The 23,690-nt window shown below is 69.5% G+C and carries 24 protein-coding genes and 1 pseudogene; 7 read left to right on the top strand and 18 right to left on the bottom strand.

The features are described 5' to 3' along the window. Positions 1-12 precede the first annotated feature (12 nt). The 6 genes from ACF073_RS21090 to ACF073_RS21065 are packed head-to-tail and all read right to left on the bottom strand — an operon-like array spanning position 13 to position 5,755. On the bottom strand, positions 13-804 hold the full coding sequence (locus ACF073_RS21090; RefSeq protein ID WP_392072091.1) for a radical SAM protein: 792 nt from the start codon (positions 802-804) through the stop codon (positions 13-15). Between the two features lie 16 nt (positions 805-820). Next, positions 821-1,939 carry a hypothetical protein gene (locus tag ACF073_RS21085; protein WP_392072089.1) on the bottom strand — a complete coding sequence of 373 codons (1,119 nt, stop codon included), beginning with the start codon at positions 1,937-1,939 and terminating at the stop codon, positions 821-823. Next, on the bottom strand, positions 1,939-3,048 hold the full coding sequence (locus ACF073_RS21080; protein WP_392072088.1) for a radical SAM protein: 1,110 nt from the start codon (positions 3,046-3,048) through the stop codon (positions 1,939-1,941). The genes ACF073_RS21085 and ACF073_RS21080 overlap by 1 nt, the downstream gene beginning before the upstream one ends. 3 nt (positions 3,049-3,051) lie before the next feature. Continuing rightward, positions 3,052-4,050 carry a D-2-hydroxyacid dehydrogenase gene (locus ACF073_RS21075; RefSeq protein ID WP_392072086.1) on the bottom strand — a complete coding sequence of 333 codons (999 nt, stop codon included), beginning with the start codon at positions 4,048-4,050 and terminating at the stop codon, positions 3,052-3,054. Beyond that, positions 4,047-5,357, bottom strand: a complete 1,311-nt coding sequence (locus ACF073_RS21070; RefSeq protein WP_392072084.1) for a glycosyltransferase family 4 protein — start codon at positions 5,355-5,357, stop codon at positions 4,047-4,049. Before ACF073_RS21070 ends, ACF073_RS21075 begins: the two co-directional genes overlap by 4 nt. A 44-nt stretch (positions 5,358-5,401) precedes the next feature. Then, positions 5,402-5,755 (bottom strand): ATP-binding protein, encoded by a 354-nt coding sequence (locus tag ACF073_RS21065; protein ID WP_392072082.1) that lies wholly within the window; start codon positions 5,753-5,755, stop codon positions 5,402-5,404. Positions 5,756-6,129: 374 nt separating this feature from the next. Between ACF073_RS21065 and ACF073_RS21060 the strand changes: the two genes are divergently transcribed. Both ACF073_RS21060 and ACF073_RS21055 read left to right on the top strand, forming a co-directional pair. Next, positions 6,130-7,575: a carph-isopro domain-containing protein gene (locus tag ACF073_RS21060; protein WP_392072080.1), complete on the top strand. Its 1,446-nt coding sequence runs from the start codon at positions 6,130-6,132 to the stop codon at positions 7,573-7,575. A gap of 10 nt (positions 7,576-7,585) precedes the next feature. Next, positions 7,586-8,539, top strand: a complete 954-nt coding sequence (locus ACF073_RS21055) for an FAD-dependent oxidoreductase (protein WP_392072078.1) — start codon at positions 7,586-7,588, stop codon at positions 8,537-8,539. Positions 8,540-8,587: 48 nt separating this feature from the next. Here ACF073_RS21055 and ACF073_RS21050 read toward each other — a convergent pair whose 3' ends face one another. After that, the gene (locus tag ACF073_RS21050) at positions 8,588-9,292 is read right to left on the bottom strand and encodes a nucleotidyltransferase domain-containing protein (RefSeq protein WP_266399254.1); all 705 of its coding nucleotides are present in this window, start codon (positions 9,290-9,292) and stop codon (positions 8,588-8,590) included. 192 nt (positions 9,293-9,484) lie between these two features. Here ACF073_RS21050 and ACF073_RS21045 point away from each other — a divergent pair, with 192 nt between their 5' ends. Both ACF073_RS21045 and ACF073_RS21040 read left to right on the top strand, forming a co-directional pair. Continuing rightward, entirely contained in the window at positions 9,485-9,838 is a 354-nt protein-coding gene (locus tag ACF073_RS21045) for a DUF317 domain-containing protein (RefSeq protein WP_392072076.1), read from the top strand. Positions 9,839-9,906: 68 nt separating this feature from the next. Further along, positions 9,907-10,695: a DUF317 domain-containing protein gene (locus ACF073_RS21040; protein WP_392072466.1), complete on the top strand. Its 789-nt coding sequence runs from the start codon at positions 9,907-9,909 to the stop codon at positions 10,693-10,695. 187 nt (positions 10,696-10,882) lie between these two features. Here ACF073_RS21040 and ACF073_RS21035 read toward each other — a convergent pair whose 3' ends face one another. The 6 genes and pseudogenes from ACF073_RS21035 to ACF073_RS21010 all read right to left on the bottom strand — a co-directional run bounded on the left by ACF073_RS21035 (position 10,883) and on the right by ACF073_RS21010 (position 17,011). Further along, positions 10,883-11,332 carry a hypothetical protein gene (locus tag ACF073_RS21035; RefSeq protein WP_392072074.1) on the bottom strand — a complete coding sequence of 150 codons (450 nt, stop codon included), beginning with the start codon at positions 11,330-11,332 and terminating at the stop codon, positions 10,883-10,885. A gap of 103 nt (positions 11,333-11,435) precedes the next feature. Further along, positions 11,436-13,172: pseudogene (locus tag ACF073_RS21030) on the bottom strand (relaxase/mobilization nuclease domain-containing protein). After that, positions 13,169-13,522: a plasmid mobilization protein gene (locus ACF073_RS21025; protein ID WP_392072073.1), complete on the bottom strand. Its 354-nt coding sequence runs from the start codon at positions 13,520-13,522 to the stop codon at positions 13,169-13,171. The pseudogene ACF073_RS21030 and the gene ACF073_RS21025 overlap by 4 nt, the downstream one beginning before the upstream one ends. 357 nt (positions 13,523-13,879) lie before the next feature. Further along, complete coding sequence (locus ACF073_RS21020) at positions 13,880-15,169, bottom strand: hypothetical protein (RefSeq protein WP_392072071.1); 1,290 nt, start codon at positions 15,167-15,169, stop codon at positions 13,880-13,882. Positions 15,170-15,380: 211 nt separating this feature from the next. Beyond that, positions 15,381-16,082, bottom strand: coding sequence for an ATP-binding protein (locus ACF073_RS21015; protein ID WP_392072464.1), 702 nt, complete (start codon positions 16,080-16,082; stop codon positions 15,381-15,383). Further along, positions 16,079-17,011: a hypothetical protein gene (locus ACF073_RS21010; protein WP_392072069.1), complete on the bottom strand. Its 933-nt coding sequence runs from the start codon at positions 17,009-17,011 to the stop codon at positions 16,079-16,081. Before ACF073_RS21010 ends, ACF073_RS21015 begins: the two co-directional genes overlap by 4 nt. Positions 17,012-17,519: 508 nt before the next feature. Between ACF073_RS21010 and ACF073_RS21005 the strand changes: the two genes are divergently transcribed. From ACF073_RS21005 to ACF073_RS20995, 3 genes are read left to right on the top strand one after another with little or no spacing between them, the layout of a single operon-like run. Further along, positions 17,520-17,777: a helix-turn-helix domain-containing protein gene (locus tag ACF073_RS21005; protein ID WP_392072068.1), complete on the top strand. Its 258-nt coding sequence runs from the start codon at positions 17,520-17,522 to the stop codon at positions 17,775-17,777. A 46-nt stretch (positions 17,778-17,823) separates the two neighbouring features. Next, the gene (locus tag ACF073_RS21000) at positions 17,824-18,204 is read left to right on the top strand and encodes a helix-turn-helix domain-containing protein (RefSeq protein ID WP_392072066.1); all 381 of its coding nucleotides are present in this window, start codon (positions 17,824-17,826) and stop codon (positions 18,202-18,204) included. 51 nt (positions 18,205-18,255) lie between these two features. Further along, the gene (locus ACF073_RS20995) at positions 18,256-19,773 is read left to right on the top strand and encodes a LacI family DNA-binding transcriptional regulator (RefSeq protein WP_392072065.1); all 1,518 of its coding nucleotides are present in this window, start codon (positions 18,256-18,258) and stop codon (positions 19,771-19,773) included. An 85-nt stretch (positions 19,774-19,858) separates the two neighbouring features. Here ACF073_RS20995 and ACF073_RS20990 read toward each other — a convergent pair whose 3' ends face one another. From ACF073_RS20990 to ACF073_RS20970, 5 genes are read right to left on the bottom strand one after another with little or no spacing between them, the layout of a single operon-like run. Next, positions 19,859-20,782 carry an S-4TM family putative pore-forming effector gene (locus ACF073_RS20990; protein ID WP_392072063.1) on the bottom strand — a complete coding sequence of 308 codons (924 nt, stop codon included), beginning with the start codon at positions 20,780-20,782 and terminating at the stop codon, positions 19,859-19,861. Beyond that, the gene (locus ACF073_RS20985; RefSeq protein WP_392072061.1) at positions 20,779-21,663 is read right to left on the bottom strand and encodes a CBASS oligonucleotide cyclase; all 885 of its coding nucleotides are present in this window, start codon (positions 21,661-21,663) and stop codon (positions 20,779-20,781) included. Before ACF073_RS20985 ends, ACF073_RS20990 begins: the two co-directional genes overlap by 4 nt. After that, a complete protein-coding gene (locus ACF073_RS20980) occupies positions 21,660-22,181 on the bottom strand; it encodes a hypothetical protein (RefSeq protein WP_392072060.1) in 522 nt (173 codons plus the stop codon). Before ACF073_RS20980 ends, ACF073_RS20985 begins: the two co-directional genes overlap by 4 nt. Then, the gene (locus ACF073_RS20975) at positions 22,178-22,645 is read right to left on the bottom strand and encodes a hypothetical protein (RefSeq protein WP_392072058.1); all 468 of its coding nucleotides are present in this window, start codon (positions 22,643-22,645) and stop codon (positions 22,178-22,180) included. Before ACF073_RS20975 ends, ACF073_RS20980 begins: the two co-directional genes overlap by 4 nt. Beyond that, the gene (locus ACF073_RS20970; protein ID WP_392072057.1) at positions 22,642-23,559 is read right to left on the bottom strand and encodes an AAA family ATPase; all 918 of its coding nucleotides are present in this window, start codon (positions 23,557-23,559) and stop codon (positions 22,642-22,644) included. The genes ACF073_RS20975 and ACF073_RS20970 overlap by 4 nt, the downstream gene beginning before the upstream one ends. Positions 23,560-23,690 lie beyond the last annotated feature (131 nt).

The raw sequence follows: 23,690 nt of genomic DNA, 5'->3' as shown, positions 1-23,690 counted from the left end.
TGTACCTCCCGATCAGACGGTGAGGGCGGGGACGAGTGCGGCGCCGGAGTCGGTGTACTCGTGGCAGCGCAGGCAGAACCGGAAGTGGTGCGCGCGCGGCGCGAACACCTTGGCCGCGAAGTCCTCGTCCCAGATGCTGAACTCGCTGTCGTCCTTCGCCATGGCGTTGAAGCAGCGGTAGCAGGACCCGTCCATCTCGATCATCAGGTGCTGGTCGAGGTAACGGTCGCAGAGGCCACGCAGCTCGTTCGCGGGCTGGCCGACGTCGACGTGGTGCACGTGGTTGGTGACGTGGACGGCGCCGTACTTCTCGCACAGCGTCCCGAGCTGCGTGAGCCGGGTGGCACTGATGCCTTCCAGGACGCTGTTGACGACCACGGTCTTGCCGGCTTCGCGGAGGCGGGGCACGACGGCGTGCACCTCGTCGTAGTTGCCGTGTTCGTCGTCGCAGCCGATGAGGATCTGGTCGTAGGAGCGGAGCGTCGCCTCCATGATCGGCTGGTTGCGGGCCAGCGTGATGGCGTTCGTGCCCAGGACCATGACCTTGTCCGGCAGCCGCGAGCGGGCGGCGTCGCTGAGCGCCGGGAAGTCCCGGTGCACGGTGGGTTCGCCGCCGTTGATGTGCAGCTGCTGGAAGGGGATGGTCTCCAGCCGGGTCAGGATGGTGGAGAACAGATCCAGGGACATGTTCTCGCCCTGGGCGCCGTCGGCGAAGATGCAGAAGTCGCAGTGCCGGTTGCACTTCGTGGTGATCTTGACCTTCGCCGTTTTGAGAGTGCGAGGATCCGGCGCACGCGCGGTCATGGCGAATCTCCTTGGGTCAGAGGTGGACGTCGTCGGGCGTGAGGCTGAGGAAGTCCTGGACGGTGGTTTTCTGCTGGTGCCAGCGCGTGAGGGTTGCGCGCAGGGTGTCGACGGTGGTCGGTCCGGTGGGGATCAACGCCGCCATCCGGGCGGCCAGCCGCTGGGCGGCAGTCGCCTCGTCTGCCGCGAGCACGGTCAGGGTTTGCGCGGCGGAGCGAAGTTCCTTGGCCTCCCGCCGGATCAGGTACTCGGTCGCCACGCCGGGCGGCGGATCGAGGTAGTACAGCCAGCGGGCGACGCGTACGCGGAGCATCCCAGCGGTCATCACCCAGTCGGTACGGGCGTGCTCCTGGCCCTGGCCGTCGGCCCGGTCGCTGTCGGGAACGCGGCGCATGGCCGCTTCCAGGGCGACATGGGCCGCGCGGAGCAGGTGGCGCGGACTCCGTGGGCGGGTACCGGAGAGGTGCTCCGGGTGCCGGAGGAACAGCTCGGCGTATCCATCCAGTCCCTCCGGGCGCCACTGGGTGAGAGCCGCCGTCTTTCCGGGGCAGCGGGTCCGTGTCGCGAGCGCGGCGGCGGCGAACCAGCAAGGGGCGAGGTAGTGCCAGGCCACGCAGTGGCGCCGGTACGCGGCGATGTCCTCGACCACGTTGTCCGTGCTGTCCGCAGCGAGCTGGTACCGGCCGCCCATCCGGGCTCGGAGGATGCCCTGGTAGAACCGCTCATCGACCTCGCACCAGGGCGCCATCTGGGCGCGTGACTTCCAGCGCTGGAAGTCACGCGCGCTCCCGCTGATCAATGACCAGGTCGCGAGTTCGGGCGCGGACACGAGCCGCCCGTCCGCCTCGGTCACGGTGAACGCGAAGCCAGGCGGGTGCTCCAGAAGACGTCGATGGAAGACTTCCCGGCCGACCGCGGCGGCGTGTGCGGCGGCCAGGCGGTGGTTCCAGTCTTCCCAGTCCGCCGGTGCCTGGGGCAAGAGAACGCGTACATCGATGTCGGAGTGTGGAGCCATCAGGTCGGCCAGCTGCCACTTGTGGGTGAGCATCACGGCCCCGACGCCGTGAGCGTCCAGCTCCCCTTCGTACAGAGCGCCGAGCTCCTGGTAGAGAGGCGGCGCGTCGACCACAACCATCACCGCTCCCCGGTGGAGGCGCGGGCGCAGGAGGGGCCGGCTGCCCCCGTGGGGAGGACGGGCAGCAGGGGCAGGACCGGGGTGCCTTCCGGGCGCTCCATCCGGTCCCAGCGCAGGTCGTAGTCGACGTAGTGGAAGCCCTGCCAGGCGTCGTTGGTGTTGCGGTCGAGCATGGCCTGGAAGAGGTGAGCGAAGGCGTCGCCGAGGGTGCCGTCGGCGAGGTGGGGCTTCAGGGGGATGTCGCGGTTGTGCAGGATGCAGGGTCGTGCCACTCCGGTGGGCGTGATCTTGATCCGGTTGGCGTCGGAGCAGGTGGCGCAGCTGGAGTTGGAGATGAAGCCGATCGACCCTGCCCAGCCATCGGGACGGAGGTACTGACCGGGGCTGCGGACGCCCAGCTGGTCCCGGGGGACTACGCCGGCGTCCGCGAACCACTCGTGGAGACGGTCGCGGACCTCTGCCTCGGTGATGAACTCGGTGTCGAAGAGCGCCTGGGCAGGGCCGATGTTCTGGAGTTCGATCAGGCGGACGGCGACGGGCAGGTCGCGGGCGAGTTGGGCCACGGCGAAGGCGTCGTCCAAGTAGGTGCGCTGAAGAACGCAGTTGATCTTCACTCGCAGGCCGAGGGAGAGGGCGGCGTCGAGGGTGCTCCGGGTGGTGCGCGGGTCGCCCCCGCCCATGATCGCGGTGGACCGCGCCGGGTCGAGGCTGTGGAGGCTGAGGTTGAGGTAGGTCAGGCCGGCGTCGTGGAGCTGTTCGACGCTCAGCCCCCGGCGCAGGTTGCCGTGGCTGGTCATGCCGATCGCGGCGTCGGGCCCGAGGCCGTCGGCGAGGCCCGCGATGACGTCGAGGATGTCGGCGCGGAGGGTCGGTTCACCGCCGGAGCAGTGCGCCTTCCTGATCTCCCAGGCCCCGGCCTCGGTGGCGATGGCCGCGTAGTCGGAGGCGGTCAGGGGCCGGTCTTTGTGCCCGTAGTCCGGCATGCACCGGGGCTTGCAGAAGACGCAGTCCAGGTTGCACAGCGAGTTCAGGGTGAAGGCCAGGTAGGGATGGTTGCGGCCTGCGGCGGCGAAGGCGGCGGCCAGGTCGTCGTGGTCTGCGGTGGGCATTGGTCAGCCTCCTACGAGCGGAGAGCGGGTGGCGGGCGCCTCGGACAGGCCGTTGAGGGGCTGGCCCGAGAGATAGCGGTGCAGGTTGTCGGCGAAGAACGACACCGCCTCGTCCATGTACGCGCGGCAGAACACCGAGCTTTTCGGGGTGAGTACAACCCGGGGGTGGAGCCGCAGCGGATGGCGGGCGGGAAGCGGTTTCGGATCGAACACGTCCAGGGCCGCGCCGCGCAGGTGGCCGGTGTCGAGGGAGGCCAGGAGGGCCGATTGGTCGACGGTCGCCGAGCGGCCGAGGTTGAGGAAGAGAGAGCGGGGCTTGCACGCCGAGAAGAGGTTGTGGTCGAAGTAGCGATCCGTCGCCGGGGTCGCGGGCAGCAGATTGACCACTACGTCGGCGACGGACACCGCCTGGTGCACCGCCGTCGTGTGCACCCACGTGATCCCGCCCTCGGAAGCCGCAAGTGGTGTGCGGCGCACTCCGATGACGTTCATGCCGAAGGCCCGAGCGGCCTGGGCGAGGTGGCGTCCGACGCTGCCGCAGCCGACGATGGCCATCGTCGCCCCCGCCAGGTCGAAGAACTCCTCGGCCAGGTCGTCCTTCCACCAGCCACGGTTCCGCTGGACTCGCTGGCTGATGAACAGCCCGCGGGAGAAGCCCAGGACCAGGCCCATGGCGTGCTCGGCCATGGGCCTGCCGTGGAATCCGTACGAGCGGGTCAGGGCCACCCCGACGGAGTGCGCCTCGGCGACCGGCAGATGGTCGGTGCCGGCGGCCGGGGAAGCGATCCACTTCAGATGTGGCGCGGCGAACAGCCACGAGGGCGCGAATCGCCACCCGAAGTAGACGTGTGCGTCGGCCAGCTGGTGCGGCACGGCATCCTCGGTCGCCCTGCGGAACTCGACGCCGGGGAAGGCGGCGGACAGCGCACGCTCGTGCTCGGAGGACAGCCGCCAGAAAGAGTGCGGGGACTCCAGGCTGATCAGCACCACCGGCTGTCTCATCGCGCGCGGCCCTCCGCCGTGGCTGACCGCGCCAGCGCCCAAGGGGCGATGCGGTCCATGACGGAACCGACGCTGGCCTCGTAGTCGTGGCGGGAGCGAACCAGGGTCGCCCCGGCGCTCCGGAGCCGATCGCGTTCTCGGGGCAGGACGGTCAGGGCCCGGTGCAGGGCGAACGCCAGGGACCTGGGGTCCTGCGGAGCGGCCGTGAAGCCGGTCTCGCCGTCGATGACGGTCTGAGCCAGGCCGCCGGCCGTGGTCGCGACCACCGGGCCCGCACCGGCTGCGAACGCCTCCAGGGGTATCCGGCCGAAGGGCTCCTCGCGAGAGGGAACGATGACCGCGCGCAGGGCCGGGCTGTGCAGCCAGGCACGGATCGCGGGGGTGAAGCGAGTGATCAGAGTCGCGTCCAGATCGTGTGCGCGGATGTGGGCCGCCAGGTCCTGCTGGTACGAGGAGGGGGGCTTGTGTTCCTCCGAGGTCACGGCAGCCAGCAGCAGGTGAGGAAGGGGGACACCGCGTTCCTTCAGCAGGCGCAACGCTTCCAGCAGGTCTTCGAAGCCTTTCGTCGGGACTGCGCGGCCCATGGCGAGAAGGAATCCGGCGCGGGCCTTGGAAGGCAGCGGCAGAGCCGTGGTCGGCCTGACCATCTCCTCACGGATCAGTCCGTTCGGGATGCTCACGATGCTCGACCGAGGGACGGCGTAGTTGACGACGAGGTGGCCTCGCATGTGGGAGGAGATAGCCCCGACGCGCGCACCTCGGAGTGTCGCCGCCCGCAGGGCGTCCCGCTCCCAGCGGACGCGGGAGACGTCCTTGGGCCGCGTCAGCGCGGTCGTGGAGCGAGGCACGAGCAGCAGGTCCGTGGTTGGCGACGTGTAGGGGGCGAGCCCGAGGAACGGGATGTCGAGGCCGACGAGGAGGCACCGGCCCGCCCGCGCGGCGATGCGTATGGCCGCCTCGCCCGCCAGGTCGCACAGCTGAACCGAGCCGCGGACCGAGTCCGGCGGCGCGTTGACCTTCGGGATCGTGATGACCTCGGCTGCGACCTGTCGCAGCATCTGCCGCACCTCGCCGGCCCACCGCTGATCGTGCGCTCCTGCGGTCTCGGGCACGTGCGGGGTGATCACTGAGAGGCGGCCTGTCGGCAGGAGCCGGGCCAGTGCCGTGAGGAAGGCGCGGTTGCTGAAGCCGGTGCCCGACTCCGCGCCGTAGAAGCCCTCGTGGAGAGCGACGACGACCCTGGGCTGGCGAGCGGCCTCCGGTGCGGCCGTGGGTGGGGGTGGTGGGGTCGCATGGTCGATGCGCACTGTGTGGTGCCTCCTTGGAGGACGGGTTTGGGCAGGCGTGGACATCAGGCGCCGGCGGACGAAGAGCACGGCCTGTGGGTGAGTCGGCACCAGGCACGAGACCTGTTGGCGCCAGTCGTCAGTGACCAGGCATCGGCCAAGGCATCGACGATGACCAGCCCCCGTCCTGATTCGGCCTGCTCGTCAGGAGCGGTAGGAGAAGCGGGTGCGGGTCGGGAACAGCCGCCGTCGGTGACGGTGATCTCGATCTCCAGGCCGCCACTGGCCAGACTCCTGCGGTCGACGCACAGAACCAACGGCGGACTGCCCGAGACGAAGGCGTTCGTCGCGAGCTCCGACCCGATCAGGCGGGCATCGGCAAGTACGTCCGTCTCAGTGCCACGCAGTGCCAGCGTCACGGCGCCCCGGGCGACCTCGGCCGCTTCCGGTCCGTACGGCAGATCCGTGATCAGGGAGGTCGTGCCCTCTCCAGCGACAAGCCCGTCTCCGGGGGCGGAGGTTGGTCGTCCGGCGTCACGGTCCAGGACACCGCCCGGTCGGCCTGGGGAGGTGCTCGTGTGCTGTCTCAAGGCCCACCTCTTTCTCCGTCGGCTCGGAAGACGGGCGCCTCCGCCGGGATCCAAGAACACAGGAGAGGGAAGGTCAGACAGGACCCGATCAGTGGGTCAACTCGGTCAACTTCCGTGCGGCGGTGGTGAATCGTCCGTCCAGGGGCATCACCATGGGGCTCGCGAAGTGATGGACGAACCACTGGAGCGAAGGGTGGTCGCACGTGGCACCGCAGACAGGCGAGCCCAACGTCGTACTGGCGGGGTGCCTCGACGAACTCGGGTGGAGCCCGAAGGCGCTCGCTCGCAAGCTCAACCGGGTCTTCGGCGCAGGGACGGTGGCCGAGTCGGCGCCGTACCACTGGCGGGACGCCGGCTCCCTGCCGCGCTCGCCGTTGCCGATGATGGCCGCCTACGTGCTCTCCCAGGAGCTGGGTAGGAATGTCTCGGTGGCCGAACTGTGGCAGGGCCGTGTGGGCGACTCGTCAGCGCTGGTCCCGGCGGACACGGATCTCGCGCGGCCTTGGACCGCGCAGGGCATGGAGGCGATCGTGGAGGACTGGGTGATGGGAGGGCTTGTCGACCGTCGTCGGTTCCTCGCGATCTCGGGCGCGGGACTCCTCGCGATCGTCGCCCAGTACCTCGACGGCACTGCGGGACGCGGTCAGTACACGCCTCGAATGACGTCGTCGCTCGGCACCGATCCGCTCGTGGACCAGGTCGAGCAGCACCTTCCCATGCTCCAGTTGCTCGATGACGAGCACGGAGGGGCACGTCATCTGCCGTACGTTGGAGCCCAGTTCCGGGCCGTCGGGCTGCTGATTCGCGAAGGCGGCCACCCTCCGGCTGTCGCGAGCCGTCTGATCCGCGCGCTGGCGGAGATCGGCCAGTTGGCCGGCTGGATGGCCTTCGACGCGGCCGACCACGGACTGGCTCAGCGCTACTTCGTCACGGCGCTCCGGGCCGCTCATCAGGTCAATGACCTTCCCCTGTGCGCCCACATTCTGGGCGACCTGTCCTTCCAGGCGGCGAGTCGAGGACACCCCGCGGACGCCATCGCCCTCGGAGAGGCCGCCCGCCGTGCGAGCGATGCCGCTCCGCTGGCCGTCCGGGCGTCCGTCCTGTCCCGGCTCGCCTACGCGTACGCCGCCGCCGGCCGTGACAACGACTTCGCCCACACTCGTGGCGCTGCCCGCGAACTGATCGCAAGCCGGGACGGCAGCCAAGAAGAGCCGCGCTGGATGTACTTCCTCACCGACAACCACCTGGACTGCCAGGCTGGTTACGGCCTCATCCAGATGGGTCGTGCACAGCAGAAGGCGGAGAGCGGAAAGAAGAGCCGTCGCTTCCTCGCCCAGGGGACCGAGATGCTCAGGTCCGGGGCGTACGACGTGCCGCGCGGCGACCCAAGCCAGCGCCGAGCCATGTTCGAGGGAGCCTGGCTGGCCCTGGGGCACAGCGCGCACGGAGACCTGGAGGCAGCCTGCGAGATCGGCCGGATCGCCGCCGACCGCCTCGATGCCGTCCGCTCGCCTCGCAGCGCGGCGCTGCTCCACCATCTTGCCGCCGACCTCCGTCGCCGACAGCGCAACCCTCACGTGCGCGGCTTCCTGCCAGCCCTGGAGAACGCCCTCGCCCAACACGCCCCATCGACGCAACCCGGCCGTTAGGGTCAGGTTCATGACCGCAAGGGAGCGCGTTGTCGTCGTCGGGGCTGGGGTGGCTGGGCTCACCACGGCCGTCGTTCTCGCCGAGGCCGGGGCTTCGGTGCACGTGATCGCCGAGCAGGTGCCGGGGGGCACGTCGCTGGCGGCCGGGGCGATGTGGGGGCCATATCTGGTCGAGCCGAAGGACAAGGTCGACCAGTGGGGACAACGGTCCCTGGAGGTCTTCCGGGAACTGGCCCAGGACCCGGCGACGGGCGTCCGGCTCACCAGTGGCATCGAAGCGTCCCGCACGGCCGAGGCCGCGCCGGACTGGGCCACAACCTTGCCAGGTTTCCGACCGTGCGAGCGGGCCGAACTCCCGGCCGGGTTCACGGCGGGTTACCGGTTCACCGTGCCACTGATCGACATGCCCACCTACCTCGACTACCTCCTGCGCCGACTCCGCGATGCCGGGGGTGTGGTCGAGCGGCGACGGCTGACCTCGCTATCGGACGCCGGTCCGGCTTCAGTGATCGTCAACTGCGCGGGCTTCGGGGCACGCGACCTGGTTCCGGACCCTGACCTCCGGCCCATCCGCGGCCAGCACGTCGTCGTCACCAACCCCGGGCTGACCGAGTTCTTCTCCGAGGACACCGGCCTCTCCCCGGACCTCCTGTGCTTCTACCCCCATGGCGACACCGTCGTCCTGGGCGGCACGGCGATGGACGGCGAGGGCGATCTGGCCCCCGACGACAAGGCGGCTGCCGGCATCCTCGCCCGCTGTGCCGAGGTCGAGCCCCGCCTCGCCGAGGCCCGTGTCCTGGAGCACCGGGTCGGCGCTCGACCGACCCGCGCCACGGTCCGTGTGGAGGAAGAGGTGGGGGAGGACGGCACCGTGGTCGTGCACAACTACGGGCACGGAGGTGCTGGCGTCACTCTGTCGTGGGGGTGCGCTGAGGAGACTCGGGATCTGCTGTCGATCGCGTGATCTGCACGTGGAGGAACAGACGTTGCGACGTCCGCAGCGCGGGATCGCTCAGGGCGCCCCGACACGCTTGTAGCCGAACCACAACCGGCCACCGGTCTGCCCGAGCACCTCGTCCACGACGGCCACGAGGGTCTCGACTCTCCCGTCCAGTACCTCCTGTAGGCCGTGGTGGAGGCGTGTGCTGAGCCCTGGCGCGGTTGTCTCAAGGCGGCGTGCCAGCCACTTCCCACCGCCACCCCACGAACCGCCAACGGCCAGTGCCAGCTCACCGGTGCGTCGCACCAGTTCGGTCGCGATGAACAGGCGCTCGCTCTGGTCGTCGCTTCCCGCGAGGTCGTCGAGGAGGTCGGTGATCGCGTAGCGGCGGTCGTCGATCTCTTCCGACGACACCGGGGGTGGTCCGGCGGCGGTCAGCTTCCGGGCCTGTGCGGCGAGGCGGGCTCCGAGTCCATCGGTGTCGAAGAGCAGCAGCCCGTCGGCACACATCCACAGCAGCGGCGATCGGCGCTTGCGCAGCTCCCTTTCGACGTAGGCGTGCCACGTCGCCTCGGTGTGAACGAACATTTCCACCGGCCAGTCGGCGTACTGGAGGCTCGCCCGGTAGGGGGCTGGGGCTCCGTGGAGCAGGACCACGACGTCGAGGTCCGACGTGGCCGTTCGGCGGCCCGTCACGACGCTGCCGCCCAGGAACGCGGCGCGCGCTTCGGGGTGCTGTTCATCTACGACGGCGCGTGCGGCCTCGATCGCCTCCATGGGGCAACTATCAGCACTGCCCACACCGGGCGCACGCCGTTTTCCGCAGCTGGACAGTGAGGTCTCGCGCTCTGCGTCTCAGTTCGCCGGGGGCAGACAGCAAAGATCCACGAATGACTGGTCAGCGCCGCAAGGGCATGTGAACCTGGACGACCTTCTGGCAAAAAGACCAGTTCAGAGAGGTGATTACTCGTGACTGCGGCACCCCAGGGCCCCGGATTCTCCACCAGCGTCGAGGCCCTGCGGCTGCGTGAGTGGCTGCTCGGACCAGGCCAGGCCACGCTCGTGATGGATCAGTTCTCCGCCGACGACTTCCACCTGGTCGTCGACGACCGCGCGGACGTACACGTCAACTCGAAGGATGGATCCTTCTATCTCGGATGGTTTCCGTCCGGCCGTCCTGGTACCGACGGGTTGGGGTGGAAGATCGCCGTCACCGGTACGGCCAAGGTGCGCGGCTACCAGATCTCCTTCGACACCGAGACGCCGGCCGATGTCGTCGCTGCCGCAGTCGCACGCGTGCTGGAGACCTCCCAGCAGCTGTGACTGCCAGAGGCTCCAGCCCCTCGGGCACCCTCGACGTGCGCGCTAGCGGCATCAAAATCACCAAGCTCTTGGAGGCGTTCCTGCATCCCGACTTCCCGATCAGCCCACCCAGCCCGGCGAACGTCCCGTCCGCGTACTGGGTCGGTCCACGGCACCTGGCCGGTGACGACGGACGCCTGTACGACGCCGTCGCCGATACGTTCGCCGGCCTTGGCTGGACGAGCCTGACGATCGTCCGCGGGCGCCAGCAGCCGGACGAGGCGCTGGAGGACCGACAGGTCCTGCGCAGCACCGTCCTGCACATCAGTCCCGACTCCCTGCGGTGGGCGCAGTGGGTCTTGCTGGACGAGCCATTCCACCTGGGGAACCTGCCGATCGCCTGGCAAGTGTCCGCTCGTTCGGACCTGCGCAGCCCGCTCGCCCAGTGGTCGGCCTACTTCACCCCCGAGGTCCCCGGAGAGGTCCTCGGCACCTTCCTCACCGCGCTCGACGCCCGCGATCAGCCTGCCCTGCCGCTCGGTGGCCCCGAGCTGGTCCTCGACGCGGTTACGGCGCACGGGTGGCTGCGGGACGTCGACCAGCCCGGCACGGGCGCGGTGGACCCGACGTTCGCCTCCCACGTCCGCCTCGGCGAGGTGCCGCCCCTCATCCAGGACGGCGACCCCCTGGCACTGGTGGCTGAGGCGGACGAGGCGGCCCTGGCCGGGTGGCAGGCGTGGGCGGAGCCGGTGCTCGGAGCGGGCTACCTGTGGGCGGCGTCCTTCGGCCCCAGCGTGCCGCACGACCTCGTCGCCGCGTTCGTCGGCTCCCTGCCGAAGAGCACGCGCGACCGGCTCCTGCGCGCTCCAGCCAGCTGAGGGCTATCCAACGCATCGAAGCCGGGCCTCCTCTCGGGGAGGCCCGGCTTCATGCTGCTATGCCTTGGTCGACGTCCTCGTGGCGTCACGGCCTGGGGTTGCTGGGAGCGGTCCGTCCCCGCGCCCGGTGTGTCATTCAATGTGACGAGTCGTACCGGCTATCGCTTGGCACGCACCCGCCTCTGTGTCAGATGCCGGCTCGGTCTCGGGAGCCGGTAACCAGCGCGTTGGGCACGCGCCGGCGTGGGGCCCACGGGCAGAAGGCGTAGGGGGTGAAGGGACGGACTGGGTCGACGATGAGCCCGAGGAGGTGATCGAGCTCGGCTCGCTCGTCCTCATTCATGAGCTCGACGGCGTTGCCGAGCCTCTTCACGGCGAGCCGCTCCCAGAACGGGGCCAGAAACTGGTCGAGGGCATCCGGAGCTTCGTCCATTGAGCGCAGGTAGTCCCGGTATCGCTTGAGCTGTATCTCAATCTCTTCGAATTCGGCGTGAGTAGCCCTGCGGAGTCGGCTCAGCTCGTCCTTGCTGAACGGGCGTCCGTTGAGGTGGCACCACTTGCTGTTCTCACGCTGGCGCTCGACGTCCGTGTCGCAGAGTAGGACGACGATCTCCGGTCGGGCTTGGGTCTTGGGCATACGGGTGCTCCTCATGGGAGTGGGTGGGTGGAGGCATCAATGGTCCGGAGGATCGCCGCTTTGCCCAACCGGCGATCGTCGGCTATGTTGCGCCGCTTTCCGGTCAGCGGCGGCGGTTGGAATGCTTCACAGTGCCCTGCGTCAGCGGCGTGCTGGGCGCCGAGGGCCCCTGGCGTCCACTGCCTTGGGCGGGCGTCTCGTGGGAACTTTCGGGCAGGGCGGGCAGGTGGGCGCTGCGTCGCAGGCGCCAGACGAGGACATCGCTGATGGAGGTCGCGGTGTCGACCTCGCGCCTCCGGGCAGCGTCAGCCAGCAGAGCTGCCGGGTCGTGGCCGGCTCTGCGGGCGTCGTCGAGTGTGGCGGCCAGGGCAGGCCAGCCGTCCTCTGTCCGGATGCGTTCGGCCAGCTCCGGCAGCACCTAGTGGAGAAGGTCGGCTTGCCGTTGCCGAACACGCGGGGCCATACGGCGGCCTCGCTGTGCGAGGGCGGCCATGGATTCACCTGCGGCGGCCTGGTAGGCGGCGCGCAGATGTTCGGCGGCTCGTCGGGCTGCTGCGGCCTGCTGGCCGTGGTGCTTCTTCGCGTGCCAGTTCGCCGCGGCCATGGCGAGGAAGAACGCCATGTCGATGAGCATCGCGGTGGTGGCGCCATCTTCCCCTCGGCCCAGGGCGGGCCCGCTGTGGACGAGATCGCGGGCGGCCTGGCGCAGGGCCCGGTCATGCCCACGTGCGGCTCTCACGTGGGAACGGCTGGCCCGCTCGAACGCGAAGGCTGCCTCGCGGAGTTCAGCGCGGGTGTGGGCGGCGGAGGTCTTGGCGAGCGCGTCCAGGATCTCGCCCGCCGCGGCGATCTGGGCAGCTGCCGTGCCGTCGTCGCCGTGGTCGATGATCATGAGGGCCTGCCAGGTGGCGGCGGAGGCTCGGCGCCGCGCGAACGCGGGGCCGGTCACGTCCGGCAGGGCAGGCCGCTCCGGCCCTGAGCCGTCCGCCGAAGCGGCCTCCGGGGGCAGCGCCCAGCGTTCACGGATGCGGGGCAGGGACAGATCGGGCGCCAGCGTGGAGCCCGCGTAGAACACCGGCTCCTTCTCACCGTTGTGGTCGTCGGGCAGGGCGACCTTGTAGCCGAGCAGGTCGCCGGAGGGCGCGATGCGCTTACGGATCAACAGACCGGCGGCGGCCAGCCGGTCGAAGAACTCCTCCGTGGAGGCGGTGCCGGCGACGGCGCGGCGCACGGTCTCACGCAGTTCCTCACGCGCGGTGCGCTCGCGGTCTTCCCGTTGGGCTTTGTGGCGTTCGGCGCTGGTGGGCCGCTGGGCGGCGGTGCCGTCGCCGGCGTGGAGGCGGCGCAGCCCGTAGTCGTTCTCGATCTTGCGGGCTTCGGCCTGGGAGCGTCTGCCGTCCTGGCGCAGGCGGGCCTGGCGGCCGTCCTCGCGGACGATGGTGGCGATGATGTGGATGTGGTCGTCGGCGTGCCGGACGGCCGCCCAGCGGCACGCGGCGTCGTCGCCGTCGGGGGCGATACCGGTGGCGGCGACCATCCTGCGGGCTATCTCGCCCCACTGCTCGTCCGACAGGATCGGGTCCTCGGGGGCGGCGCGTACCGACAGGTGCCACACGTGCTCGGCGGGCCGCCGGCTCTCGGGCAGGGCCATGACCGGCTGGTCGAGCAGCCGCTGGAGATCGCCGTACGTGGCGTCGGGGTCTCGGCCGGGGTCGGGGGCAAGGCCGTCCCATGCGGCCACCAGGTGCGGGTCGATGTGCTCCTCGTGCGTGCCGGGCCCGTATAGGTAGTGGAGCAGGCCGATGGTGCGCGTGCCCCTGGTGTGGACGCGCGGTATCACGCAGCCGTCCTGTGGTCCAGGTGCTGCTGGGTGAAGGCGTCGACCCGCTTGGCGGCGCGCTGGACGGCGGCGAGGACGGCTGCGGCCTGCGGGGCGTCGGCGCCGGAGTTCAGCGCTTTGGCCACCTGGTTGAGGTTGTTGCCGATCTGCCCGAGGTGCCGCCGCAGCGCGAACAGCTCCTGCAGCATCTCTTTCTCACCCGCGATGTTCGCGGCGGTGCGGTTGAGGTCGCGGGCAGCGTCGAGAGCCGCGCGGGCAAGGAACCCGGCGACGCTCATATGGCACTCGGCGGCTGCTCGGACGAGGAGTTGGTACTCGTCGTGGTTCATGCGGCAGCTGGGCTGGCGCACGCGTTTCTTCTTGTCGCGCAGACGCTCACGCTGCTGCACACGGGGCTTCGACGAAGAGGCGTGAGCGCAGTCGGTGCTGTGGCACGTGCGCGGTTCCTCCCTCTCAGGATGCGATCCGCCCTCGGTCGCATCCTCAACGATCGGCGTCCCCCGGTGCCGATCCGCTCCTGCCACCCCCGGGGCGGGGGAGGCAGGAGCATTGCTCCCGACGGGAGCAATGCTCCTGCACCAACTTGCTCCCGATGGGGCAGGGGTGATCAGCAGGGATTCCTCGTGGGGCCTGGGGTCTTCGTGGTGCGGGGCGTGCATGGGGCCCTTCGGGTCGGGGTCTGGTCGGAAGTGCTGGTGCTGCGGGGATCAGCGGAGTGGATCGCCGGCTGCGGCCTTGAGCTGGGCCTTGAACTCGCGGACGACTCGTCCGACGCCGTCGCTGGAGACGGTGTAGCCGGCGGCGCGCAGGGCGTCCTCGACCCGGTCGCGGCCGACGCTGCCGGTCTCCTCGTGCATGCGGCGAGCGTGCTTGAGGATGACCTCGTCGGAGGCACGGGCTTTGCCGGCGTCGCGCTTGTTCCGGGCAGCCCCCTTCCGTTCGCGCTTGCCCGACACGCTGCCCGAGCTGTTGCCCGTGCGCGGTCGGCTGTCCTGCGTCTCTGCCCGTGCGGGCAGCCCGGGCACCGGGCGGGCAGGCTGCGAGCGGGCAGCCGGAGGCACCTCGTCGTCCCCCGGGTCTGATGGGTGCGGTCGGGCAGCGTCCTCTGCCCGCGGCAGTGCTTCCGGGCGGGCGGCGCGCGGGCGGTTGTGCCCGGATTCAGGGGCAGGGGACGAGGCCGGGATGTGCCAGCGCGGCGGCAGTGTGATGAAGGCGAGGCCGAGGGCCTGCTTGCGGGTGGCGAGCTTGCGCAGCAGCAGCTCGTCCTGGAGCGGATCTCCGTCGACGCCGGCCCGCTCCAGCGCCTGGTGCAGTCGCTCTGTCAGGCGTCGTTGCCGTCGCTTGCCGCGCTGTCGGTCGGTCATCGACTCGGCGCGCAGGATCAGGGCGACGGCTTCGCTCAGCGCGCGCTCGCGGATGAGGCGGGCGGCATCGGCGTCCTGGTCGGCGATGCCGAGGCGGGCGAGCAGGCGCTCGCGGGCCTGGCGGACGAGGACGGCGGCCAGGCCGCGCGAGGCGGCGTCAGGGGCGCGGTGGCGCAGCTCGATGCCCATGGCCAGGTGCCACAGCATCGCGGCCATGACGGGGCCGACGAAGGCTCGCACGGTGCCGCCGACGAGCCCGGACTCGGCGTAGGCGGGCAGAACCTGGACGGCGGTGATGACCCAGGTGAGTGTGCCGGGCAGGCCGGGAGCCCGCTTCGGGCCGTTCAGGTTCTGCCGCGCCATCAGGGCGGTGGCGAACAGGGCCAGCTCGGCGGCGGCGAACATCGCGACGCGCTCGGCGGTGCCGTCCATGTCGAGGTAGTCGGCGGCGAACCGCCAGCTGGTGTCCGCGCTGTAGGCGGTGCAGCCGAGCGCGGCCATGGCCGCGACGGGCACCGCGACGGTCCCGCGCCAGCGTTTGCTGCCGGGCGGCCGGCGGCGCTGCTGGCGAATCAGCCATCCGGCGAGCAGGCCCAGCAGCACGAGAGAGATGAGGAGCGCCAGGGTTGTCACCGGGGAGGTAACCCAGTCCGGGCGGAGCGGCGTGTCGCTGTTCCGGGTGGCCAGGGAAACGAGGGTCAGAGAAGGCAGGAGGGTCTCCAAGGTGTAGAGGAACCGGGGAGGGCCGGACGATCACGGCGGAGCGTTGAGCGGTCCTGCCGCGCGGGCCGGCGCAGGCCAGGCGTGAGCGCGCGCGGCGCGGCGAGGCAGGTGGGGAGGCCAGTCAGGCGGAGGGCGCGGTGCGGCGTCGTCGGTCGGGGCCTTTGAGGATGACGCGCTCGGTCATCTCGGCGAGGCGGGAGGCGACACGGTCACCGAGGGCGACGCGTAGCTGCTCCGTCGGGAGGTTGGTGGTGATGAGGGTGGGGAGCATGTGCTCGTACCGGAGATTGATGAGCCGGTAGGTGAGCTCCTCGGTCCACTCGCTGGTCTTGGCCGCACCGAGGTCGTCCAGGCACAGCAGCGGGCAGCGTGCCAGGGTCTGCAGTTCACGTTCGGCGTCATGGCCGGCGCGTGGACGCAGGCGAGCGTGGAAGTCGGCGGTGGTGGTCGCCTCCCAGCGCAGGCGGACGCCACGGGCGAGAAGGGTGCGGATGGCGCCGTACGCCTGGTACGTCTTGCCCGTGCCCGTGGGGCCGGCGATCAGCAGCGACGGGCCTTCGGCGATGCCCGGCCCGCCGGGGCCGGGGCGTCCGGCGCGAGCGATCTCGTCGGCCCAGGCGGTGACTTTCGGGTGGTCGGCCAGGGCGCGGCGGTAGCGGGCGGGGATCCTGGCGTCGGCGAGTTCCAGCGCGGTGACGGGCTCGGCGTGCCCTTCCTCGACGGTGGCGGTGGCGAGGTCGATGCCGCGACTGGCAAGGATGCCGTTGAGCCGGTCGGCGAGCGGGCCGACCCGGTGGGGCTCGCGGGTGAGGGTGGCGGTCAGAGGTCACCTCCGTAGGCGGCTTCGACATCGGCGGGGTTTGTCCACGCCCTGTGGACAACTGGCGCTGTGGGGGCCGCGTTCATGGCTTCGTGCACGAGGCTCGGCAGCGTGCTGGGGTGCAGGCCCTTGGCACGGTGCCGTTCTAGACCGGCCCGTATGTGATCGGGGGCTATGCCCTCGTCGAGCAGCTTGCGCACCTGCTGGCCGAGATGGCCCAGGACGTCCTTGGGTGGCCGGTGTGCGCAAGAGGCGGCGTACTCGGCGATGAGCTGGTTGGCCGAGACGGTGCCGGGTGCGGGGGCGCTCGCGCCCCCCGAAGGGGTATCTCCTAGATCCATGATCCTAGGTCCTAGATCCGGACCGTGAGGCGTCAGCGCTCCCTCGCTGAGCCCTCCCCGCTGCCTCACGGAGGACTCACGGAAATCGCTCTGACCGGCTACTTCGTCATCGGTGACCGGATTCACCGCAGGCTCGCGTATTCGCCCGGAGCCCTCACGGAGGGCTCCGTGAGGCTGCGGTGCTGGCTCCGTGATGCCGACCCCCGCAGCCGGGGCGCCAACGCCGGGCGCGGTGCGAGCCGGGGTGTCGTGGTGCGGGCAGGCGGGAAGACGGCTCGCGCTGGGGCGGTTGATCTTCTGATGCTGCCGCCAGGTGACGATGTGCAGGTAGCGCTTGTCGCCCGGGCCCTTGTAGCGGCATATCAGCCCGGCGTCGGCGAGCTGGGCGAGGTCCTGCTCGACAGCGCCAGGCGTGTGTTCCGGGCGCAGTACCCACAGCTGCCCGGCGATGATCGCGGCGTGGTCGCGGTGGCGCCCCTGGTCATCGGCCTGGGTGAGCAGGCCGAAGAAGGTGCGCTCGGCGGTCAGGGAGACGGCGGCCAGGGACTCGGAGACGAAGGCTTCCGGCTTGATGGTGCGGATTCGTGCCAAGAGGGGCGGTCCTCACTCGGTGGCCGGTGGGCTGGGTGCCCACGGTTCACCGTCGATCGGGGCGGAGACGGGCGTGAAGGGCGGGGATGTCCGGCCGTTGGCGCGGGAGCGTTGACGGCCGCTCGCGCTTTCCGGGCGTCGTCAACATAGCCACACCCACGGCGCGCAAGTCCAGCCCTATCCGACGCAATCTCTCACGGCAGAAATGCCGCTGGAATTCGAGACGGAGAGGGCGGTGCGAAAACGGTAGGGCACGATCGGCGGTTGACCAAATAGTTGCCCCGCGTCCCGAGCCAGAAGGATCACATCGGCAAGCCGTTGACGACCTGTGAGCGACGAAGCTACAACACAACACCCCACGTCAGAGAGGGTCTCTTGTGTGGGGGGTCGTTCGGGGATCCGGCCTTGCGTAGCACCCCGACCGCCTCGCTCACCGATTGGGCGCGGCGCAACATAGCCGACGATCGCCGGTTAACCAAACCGGCGAATGCACGCTACAACTGGAGCCATGGCAGCACGATCTCTGGAAATAGGGCCCGCAGGAATACTGGCGGCTCGCACCATCGAAATCCTCCGCACGGAACGCGGCCTTGGGCAGCGCCAACTCGCCGCGCGGTGTACCGCTTTGGGCCGGCCTATGTCCAACACGATGCTGTCCCGCATCGAACTCGCCAAGCGGCGATGCGATATCGACGACCTCGTCGCCATCGCCGAAGCCCTGCAGGTATCACCCCTCGCCCTTCTCCAGGGCCCGGGCGCCACCTGAACCGCTCACGCATCCGCCCCCGCCCTCGCGACCAGGAGCCGCCCCCTTGCACCGATCCACGCCCGCGCCCGTCCCTCACAGGCCGTCCGACGCCCCTCCACCCCGCCTCTACCGCCCCGAGGAGATCGCCGACACCCTCGGCTGCTCGGCCTGGTGGGTCAAGGACCGCGCGCGACGGCGCCTGATACCGCACACCCGGGTCGGCCGCGCCTACCGCTTCACCGCCGAGCATCTCGCCGAGATCATCCGCCTCTACGAGGAGCTGCCGGCACAGCCTGCGCAGACAGCCGCGCGGGCGACCGAGCCGCTCTCCGAGCCCGGCACGCAGACCCACTCCGCGCAACGTCGCCGCCCTGCCGTGGCGCCAGCGACTCGCCTGCGGGCCCGCCCGCCGCGTCGACAGCAGCAGTACAGCACTGTCGCGTGACCCGATCGCATCTGCCGTAGGCGAGAACAACGAATAGGGGGACAGCGGGACTTGGGTTTCGCGGAGAAGCGTGGAAACTACTGGCGCGGCCGGTACAAGGTCGCGCCCGGCAAGCACAACACGGTCGTCGACGAGAACGGCAAGGCGATCAGGTTCGCCACCAAGGGCGAGGCCCAACGGGCAGCGGCCGAGGCCGAGAACAAGTACCGTCGCGGCGACTGGCGCGACCCGGCGCTAGGCCAGGAGACCTTCGGCGAGTACGCGAACCGCTGGTACGAGGCCCAGGACCTGGCGGCCTCGACCATGCAGAACTACAAGCGGCACATCGAGGAGCACCTGCTCCCCGAGTTCGAGGACAAGGCGCTCGCCGGCATCCTGCGCACGGACGTCGACCTGTGGGAGAAGAAGGAGAAGGCGCTCTACGCGGCCTCCAGCGTCAAGGCCTGGCGCTCGACGCTCCACCTGATCTTCGAGGACGCGATCGACGAGGGCCTGATCACGTCCAACCCAGCCGCTCGGCGGCGCGGACGCGGCAAACGCGCCGGCCGCTCCCGAGACCGTGGCCCCGAGAAGGTGGTCACCGACGCTCTCGGCATCCTGCTGACTGCCGAGCGCGCTGCCCTGCTCTCCGGCCGCGACGACGAGTTCGTCGCCGTGGTCCTCAAGGGGTACACCGGCATGCGCTGGGGCGAGATCGTCGGCCTGGAGACCGCGTTCGTCCGCCCTGGAGCTGTCCGGGTCGAGTGGCAGCTGTACGAACTCGACACAGGGGAGTTGGTGCGCTGCCCGCCGAAGGACGACAGCTACCGCACCATCGACTCGATGGACTGGCTGTCCGCGCTGGTCGCGAACCACATCGCCCGCACGAAGCCCAAGCCGTGCCCCTGTCACGGCAAGACCTACGTCTTCCAAGGGCAGGGCGCGGCCCGCACAGGGGGCCACCAGGGCGCGAAGCTCGTCGACATCGCCCGTCGTGCCGGCGTTTCGACCGGCACGGTGTCCAACGTGCTCAACCACCCCGAACGCGTCACCGAGGCCACGCGAGAGAAGGTCGAGCAGGCCATCGCGGATCTCCGGTTCGTGCGGGGCGGCGTCGTGCCGGAGCGTGCCGCCCACTGGCGCAGGAACGGTTTCGCGACCTGGTTGTTCACGCCGGCGGTCTCGGGCTGGTACCCGAAGAAGGCACCGCAGGAGCCACGGCCGGTGCCCCTGCTTGGAGAGCCGTGGCCCGGCGTCCCGGCACGGGGGCGGGGTGCCAGCGACCGGGCCGACGCCTGCTGGCTCCCGATAGCCAAGGGACTCACGCCCCACGGCCTTCGCCACACCCACCGGACGATGATGGAGGACCTGGGAACCGAGAAGGTGCTCATGGACGAGCGCATGGGCCACATCGACGGCTCGGTCTCGGCACGCTACGCCCACGTCACCCCAGGCATGCGCAAGCGCCTCATGCTGGGGCTGACCGAGCAGTGGGATACGGCACTTGACGCCCGCCTCGCGATGAGCCCCAAGTCACCGGTAATCATCCTCGATGGACTCCTGCGAGCGCGCCGGGAAGCGCTTCAGTAGCACAGGATGAGCGGTCTCAAGGGGGTATTCCGGCATGCGCAGGAGTGAGGACAGAGGGGTGAGGAGCCACCGGGCCTGACTGGGTTCAGGTGGGGTCATAGGAGGACCGCAGCGTCGTAGTGCCGTCGTTTGTGACGGCGGCAGTCTCCCGGCGGCGCAGGCTATAGAACCAGTTGGGTACGGGTGGCCCGTCGCGGCGCAAGAGGTAGGTGGCGTCCTGGAGACGCCGACATTCCTGGACGGGAACATCTCCGGGCCTGTCCTGGTGCTCGTCCCATACGTCGTGGATATCGTCTTCGACTTGTCGGCGCTTAGTGGACTGCTGCCAATGGCTTTGCGCGAGTTCGATGGTGTCGAGAAGCGCAGGTGTGTTGGGTAGGAACAGCGCCACGAGGAAGGTGAGCAGCGCCATGTCGCGTGCGAGGGCGAAGATCACGATCGAGAGGACCCACACGCTGCCGATGATCGCAAGAAACGTGCCGTAAGCATGGTGGTCTCGGCGGCTCCAGACGGCGCTCTGGCGCTGGCACAGGAGGACATCGCCCGGCCAGGGGGTGTCGCCCAGGTCGACGCTGTACCAGTCGAAGTAGGGCTCGCGGTCGCGGATGTGGCGGGCGGCTGAAGAGACGTCGTCCGGTACTGGTGGGCGCCCCGCGACTGCTTGGTTCCACGGCAGGTGGAAAAGCTTGGTGTCGTACAACTCCTGGATGTCCACCGCGCGTTGAGTGGCACTCCGCTCGAGCCCTGAGAGCACGGTCCTGCCCAGAACCAGCCAGACAGCAGCAATCGCTCCGCGGGTGCCCGTGCTTCCGGGGAGGAAGACCGCGAACAGAGGCGCGGTCAGGGCCAGAAGGACGTTTCCCCAGGTCTTGACGCGACGCCATCGCAGTGCCGTCTTGTACAGGTGGGAGTAAGCCAGCAGCCTGTTCAGGTGCTCTGGCTGGTCCTGGCGCTCCTTGATCTGGCCGGAGGCACCGGGCGGTACCGGCAACTGCTGACCTTGGGTCATGACTTGACGAAGAGAGGGCCGAAGAGTTCCTGCCACTTCGCCAGTGCCTCGCCAGTGCGGCCCGAGCGCTCCAGCCGGATCGCCTCGGTGCACAGGGTTTCCGCCGCGCGCAGGGCACGCTGGGCGGCTTCAAGCTTGCCGGGCTGGCCGTCGAACATGTCGGAGACGTGCGGGCCGAGGCGTGCCGGGTCCGGCCACCGCTGAGCAATGGCGCTGATGGCCGTGGTGAAGAACTGGCGCAGTTCCAGGGGATACGGTCCCACCCAAGGGCCTGTGAGGAGCTGCAAGGCCATGACCTCGATGAGGAAGGACGACTCGATGGGATGATCGTGGTTGCGGTTCCACGTCTTGACCATCTTGACAACGGGCTTCCATCGCTCGGAGAAAGCCTTGTTCGCCTCGGTCGCGAGTTCCGCGTGCACCTTGGGGTTGGTGGGGATCCACTCGGCGAGTACGTCGTCGGGGATCAGGTAGTGGTCGTCTTCGGCAAAGCCCGGCACGACGTCGAAGGAGACCACATCGCCGGTGAGGTCGTCGACGAGCTTCACTCCGAAGTCGACGCGTACGGCGCGCCGGTCGCAGCACACGCGATCCTCACCGTAGATAGGGGCCAGGACCTTGCGTACGGCCTCAAGAACCTCGTGGGGATGCAGGTCGAGGTAAGCCGTGTCCTTGAGGACGACCATGATGTCGACGTCCGCCAACGGCTTGGTCTTGGTGTCGCGCCGGTAGGCACCGGTGAGGAAGGTGTCCTCGACATCGAGAGCGGTCTCAAGTTCCTTGCGGATGCTCTGCTGTCGGTGGCTGGCTTTCTGGGCCTCCGTCTCGGTGATCTTCAGATTCCCGCGGAACTTCTCGAAGGCTTCGGGGATGCTCATCATGATGCTGTCCGGGTGTAGTAGGAGAGTCCGGCGCCCAGACTTCCGCCGCCGATGGCAGTGCCGACATCGTGACGGGTGAATCCGGTGGTGGACCGCAGGTTGGTCGTGGACCACCCGTGGACGTCCGGGCGTCCTGCGCTGGTGGTGGCGATGAAGCGGTAGTCACACTGCGAGGGGAAACTGCCTGCCTTGCGCACTGTGTAGTAGACGGTGTCGGGATCCAGCCACAAGTCACCGTCGCCGGTGGGGTAGTACCCGTAGTCGATGGTGAAGTCGAACCGCCCGACGAGATCGTCCCCGTACGCCAGGCGAGGGTCGTAGATCTCCATGACGAGGGCTCGCAGGTGCTGGGACTCGAGCCAAGCGGCGATACCGGCCTCCAGGACGGACCACTGACCGGTCAACCTAGCTGGGTCGAGGCCGCTCGATTTGACGATCTTACGAAGGCTGTTGATGAGCCCGGTGGCCACGTGTGTGGCCGCGTAGGCATGCGTGTTGACGCGGACGGCGGTGCTCATGGCGCCTCCAGCTCGGCGGTATTGATCACGATCCGCACCCCGTGCGCCTGGGCGCTCGCGGTGTCGTCGACGTCGTCGTCCAAAGACCGGACCGTGATCTGCGAGTGTCCGGCCAGGGCAGCGCGCAGTTCGTCGAGGTCATCCGCAGCGCAGGGCAGCGACAGCGTCCAACCCGGCTGGTCCAGAGGGCGGGACATCAACGGGGTTTCGTCCTCGGCGGCGTCGAAAGCATCGGCGCCGTGGACCGTACGGATCCGGATGCGTGGCCCTGTCACGGGCAGCACCACGATCGGGGCGCCGCTTGTGTACTCCTCGGCGATGATCACAGCACTCGGACCGCCGGCCGACAGCAGCATGGGTCGGGCCGGACTCCCCTCTGGCGCGAGAAGATCGACGATGGCTTGCCAGGTTTGGGACGAAGTGCGGTACGGCACGGACGCGATGCGACGGGCAGTGACGCTCATGAGGTCTCCCGAGCATGGCTGATGGCGGCCAGGAGGTCCTGAACGGTGACGCGGTTCGGGTCGCCTTGTGCCTCCGGATTGCGGGAGCACGCGGCGGCGACTGCCTTACGGAGTCGCCGACCGTCGAGTCCCTCGGCATGATCGGCCGCCACGACGAGGGAGTCGGCCGTCAACAGGGAACGAGCACCGGGAAAGGCGGCGGCGATCGCCGTGACGGTGTGCTCCAGGATCCAGCGGCGGGCTGTCCGGTCGGGGAGCGGAACACGGATGACGGTGTCCGCGCGGGAGGTCAAGGCCGGGTCGATAGCGTCGGGAAAGTTGCTCGTGGCGAGGACGAAGACGTGGGGGTGCCGACGCGCGAGGCGATCGAGTCCGACCAGGGCCGCGTCTACCGCACGGTGTACGTCCACCGGGTTGGCGTCCATGGACAGGGCTGCGCGGTCGGTCAGCAGGGTCTCGACCTCATCGACGAGCACAACGAGAGGGCCGACGCTCGCCGTTTCGTCGAGAACAGTGCCGAAGAGATTTTCCACGCTGCGCTGGCTTCGGCCCAGCGAGGCACTGGCCAGGGCGTGAGGGTCCACCTCGACGAACACCCAGGGGGGATCAGAAGGAAGACCTCGGGCGATCTTGTCGGCGAGTCCGCGGGCGACGGTGGTCTTGCCCACGCCCGGCTCGCCGGTGAGGAGGGTGATGCCGTGCAGGGGTACGGCATCGAAGGGGACGGCCTGACGGAGCTGGATGCCGGCCACAGCGCCGCGGAGCATCCGGTCCTTCATGTCAGTGGGCAGTGCGATGCTCGCCCATGCCTCTTGAAACTCCGTGTCAGGGAGGAGCCGGGCGTCGGCCACTCCAGGAAGCGAGGCATCAGGGAGGGCGCGGTGGCCGAGAGAGAGAAGTGCGGTGTCGCTCATCAGGCGGTCCTTTCCGGAACCACGACCAAGACGAACAGAAGTGCACAGCGGTACTGGAGATCCGGAATACAGCCAGCGGGACCAGCAGTGACTCAGACTGTACGGCATGTACCGAACGCGGTACAACCAAA

Source organism: Streptomyces sp. NPDC015171 (assembly GCF_043079545.1).
Taxonomy (GTDB): domain Bacteria; phylum Actinomycetota; class Actinomycetes; order Streptomycetales; family Streptomycetaceae; genus Streptomyces.
Note: the sequence above shows the minus strand (reverse complement) of the source record. Positions and strands in the feature narration are given on the sequence as shown.

Coding starts and splice junctions, on each gene's coding strand:
- ACF073_RS21090 (WP_392072091.1), bottom strand. CDS start 804: ATGACCGCGCGTGCGCCGGATCCTCGCACTCTCAAAACGGCGAAGGTC.
- ACF073_RS21085 (WP_392072089.1), bottom strand. CDS start 1,939: ATGGTTGTGGTCGACGCGCCGCCTCTCTACCAGGAGCTCGGCGCTCTG.
- ACF073_RS21080 (WP_392072088.1), bottom strand. CDS start 3,048: ATGCCCACCGCAGACCACGACGACCTGGCCGCCGCCTTCGCCGCCGCA.
- ACF073_RS21075 (WP_392072086.1), bottom strand. CDS start 4,050: ATGAGACAGCCGGTGGTGCTGATCAGCCTGGAGTCCCCGCACTCTTTC.
- ACF073_RS21055 (WP_392072078.1), top strand. CDS start 7,586: ATGACCGCAAGGGAGCGCGTTGTCGTCGTCGGGGCTGGGGTGGCTGGG.
- ACF073_RS21050 (WP_266399254.1), bottom strand. CDS start 9,292: ATGGAGGCGATCGAGGCCGCACGCGCCGTCGTAGATGAACAGCACCCC.
- ACF073_RS21035 (WP_392072074.1), bottom strand. CDS start 11,332: ATGCCCAAGACCCAAGCCCGACCGGAGATCGTCGTCCTACTCTGCGAC.
- ACF073_RS21005 (WP_392072068.1), top strand. CDS start 17,520: ATGGCAGCACGATCTCTGGAAATAGGGCCCGCAGGAATACTGGCGGCT.
- ACF073_RS20990 (WP_392072063.1), bottom strand. CDS start 20,782: ATGACCCAAGGTCAGCAGTTGCCGGTACCGCCCGGTGCCTCCGGCCAG.
- ACF073_RS20985 (WP_392072061.1), bottom strand. CDS start 21,663: ATGATGAGCATCCCCGAAGCCTTCGAGAAGTTCCGCGGGAATCTGAAG.
- ACF073_RS20980 (WP_392072060.1), bottom strand. CDS start 22,181: ATGAGCACCGCCGTCCGCGTCAACACGCATGCCTACGCGGCCACACAC.
- ACF073_RS20975 (WP_392072058.1), bottom strand. CDS start 22,645: ATGAGCGTCACTGCCCGTCGCATCGCGTCCGTGCCGTACCGCACTTCG.
- ACF073_RS20970 (WP_392072057.1), bottom strand. CDS start 23,559: ATGAGCGACACCGCACTTCTCTCTCTCGGCCACCGCGCCCTCCCTGAT.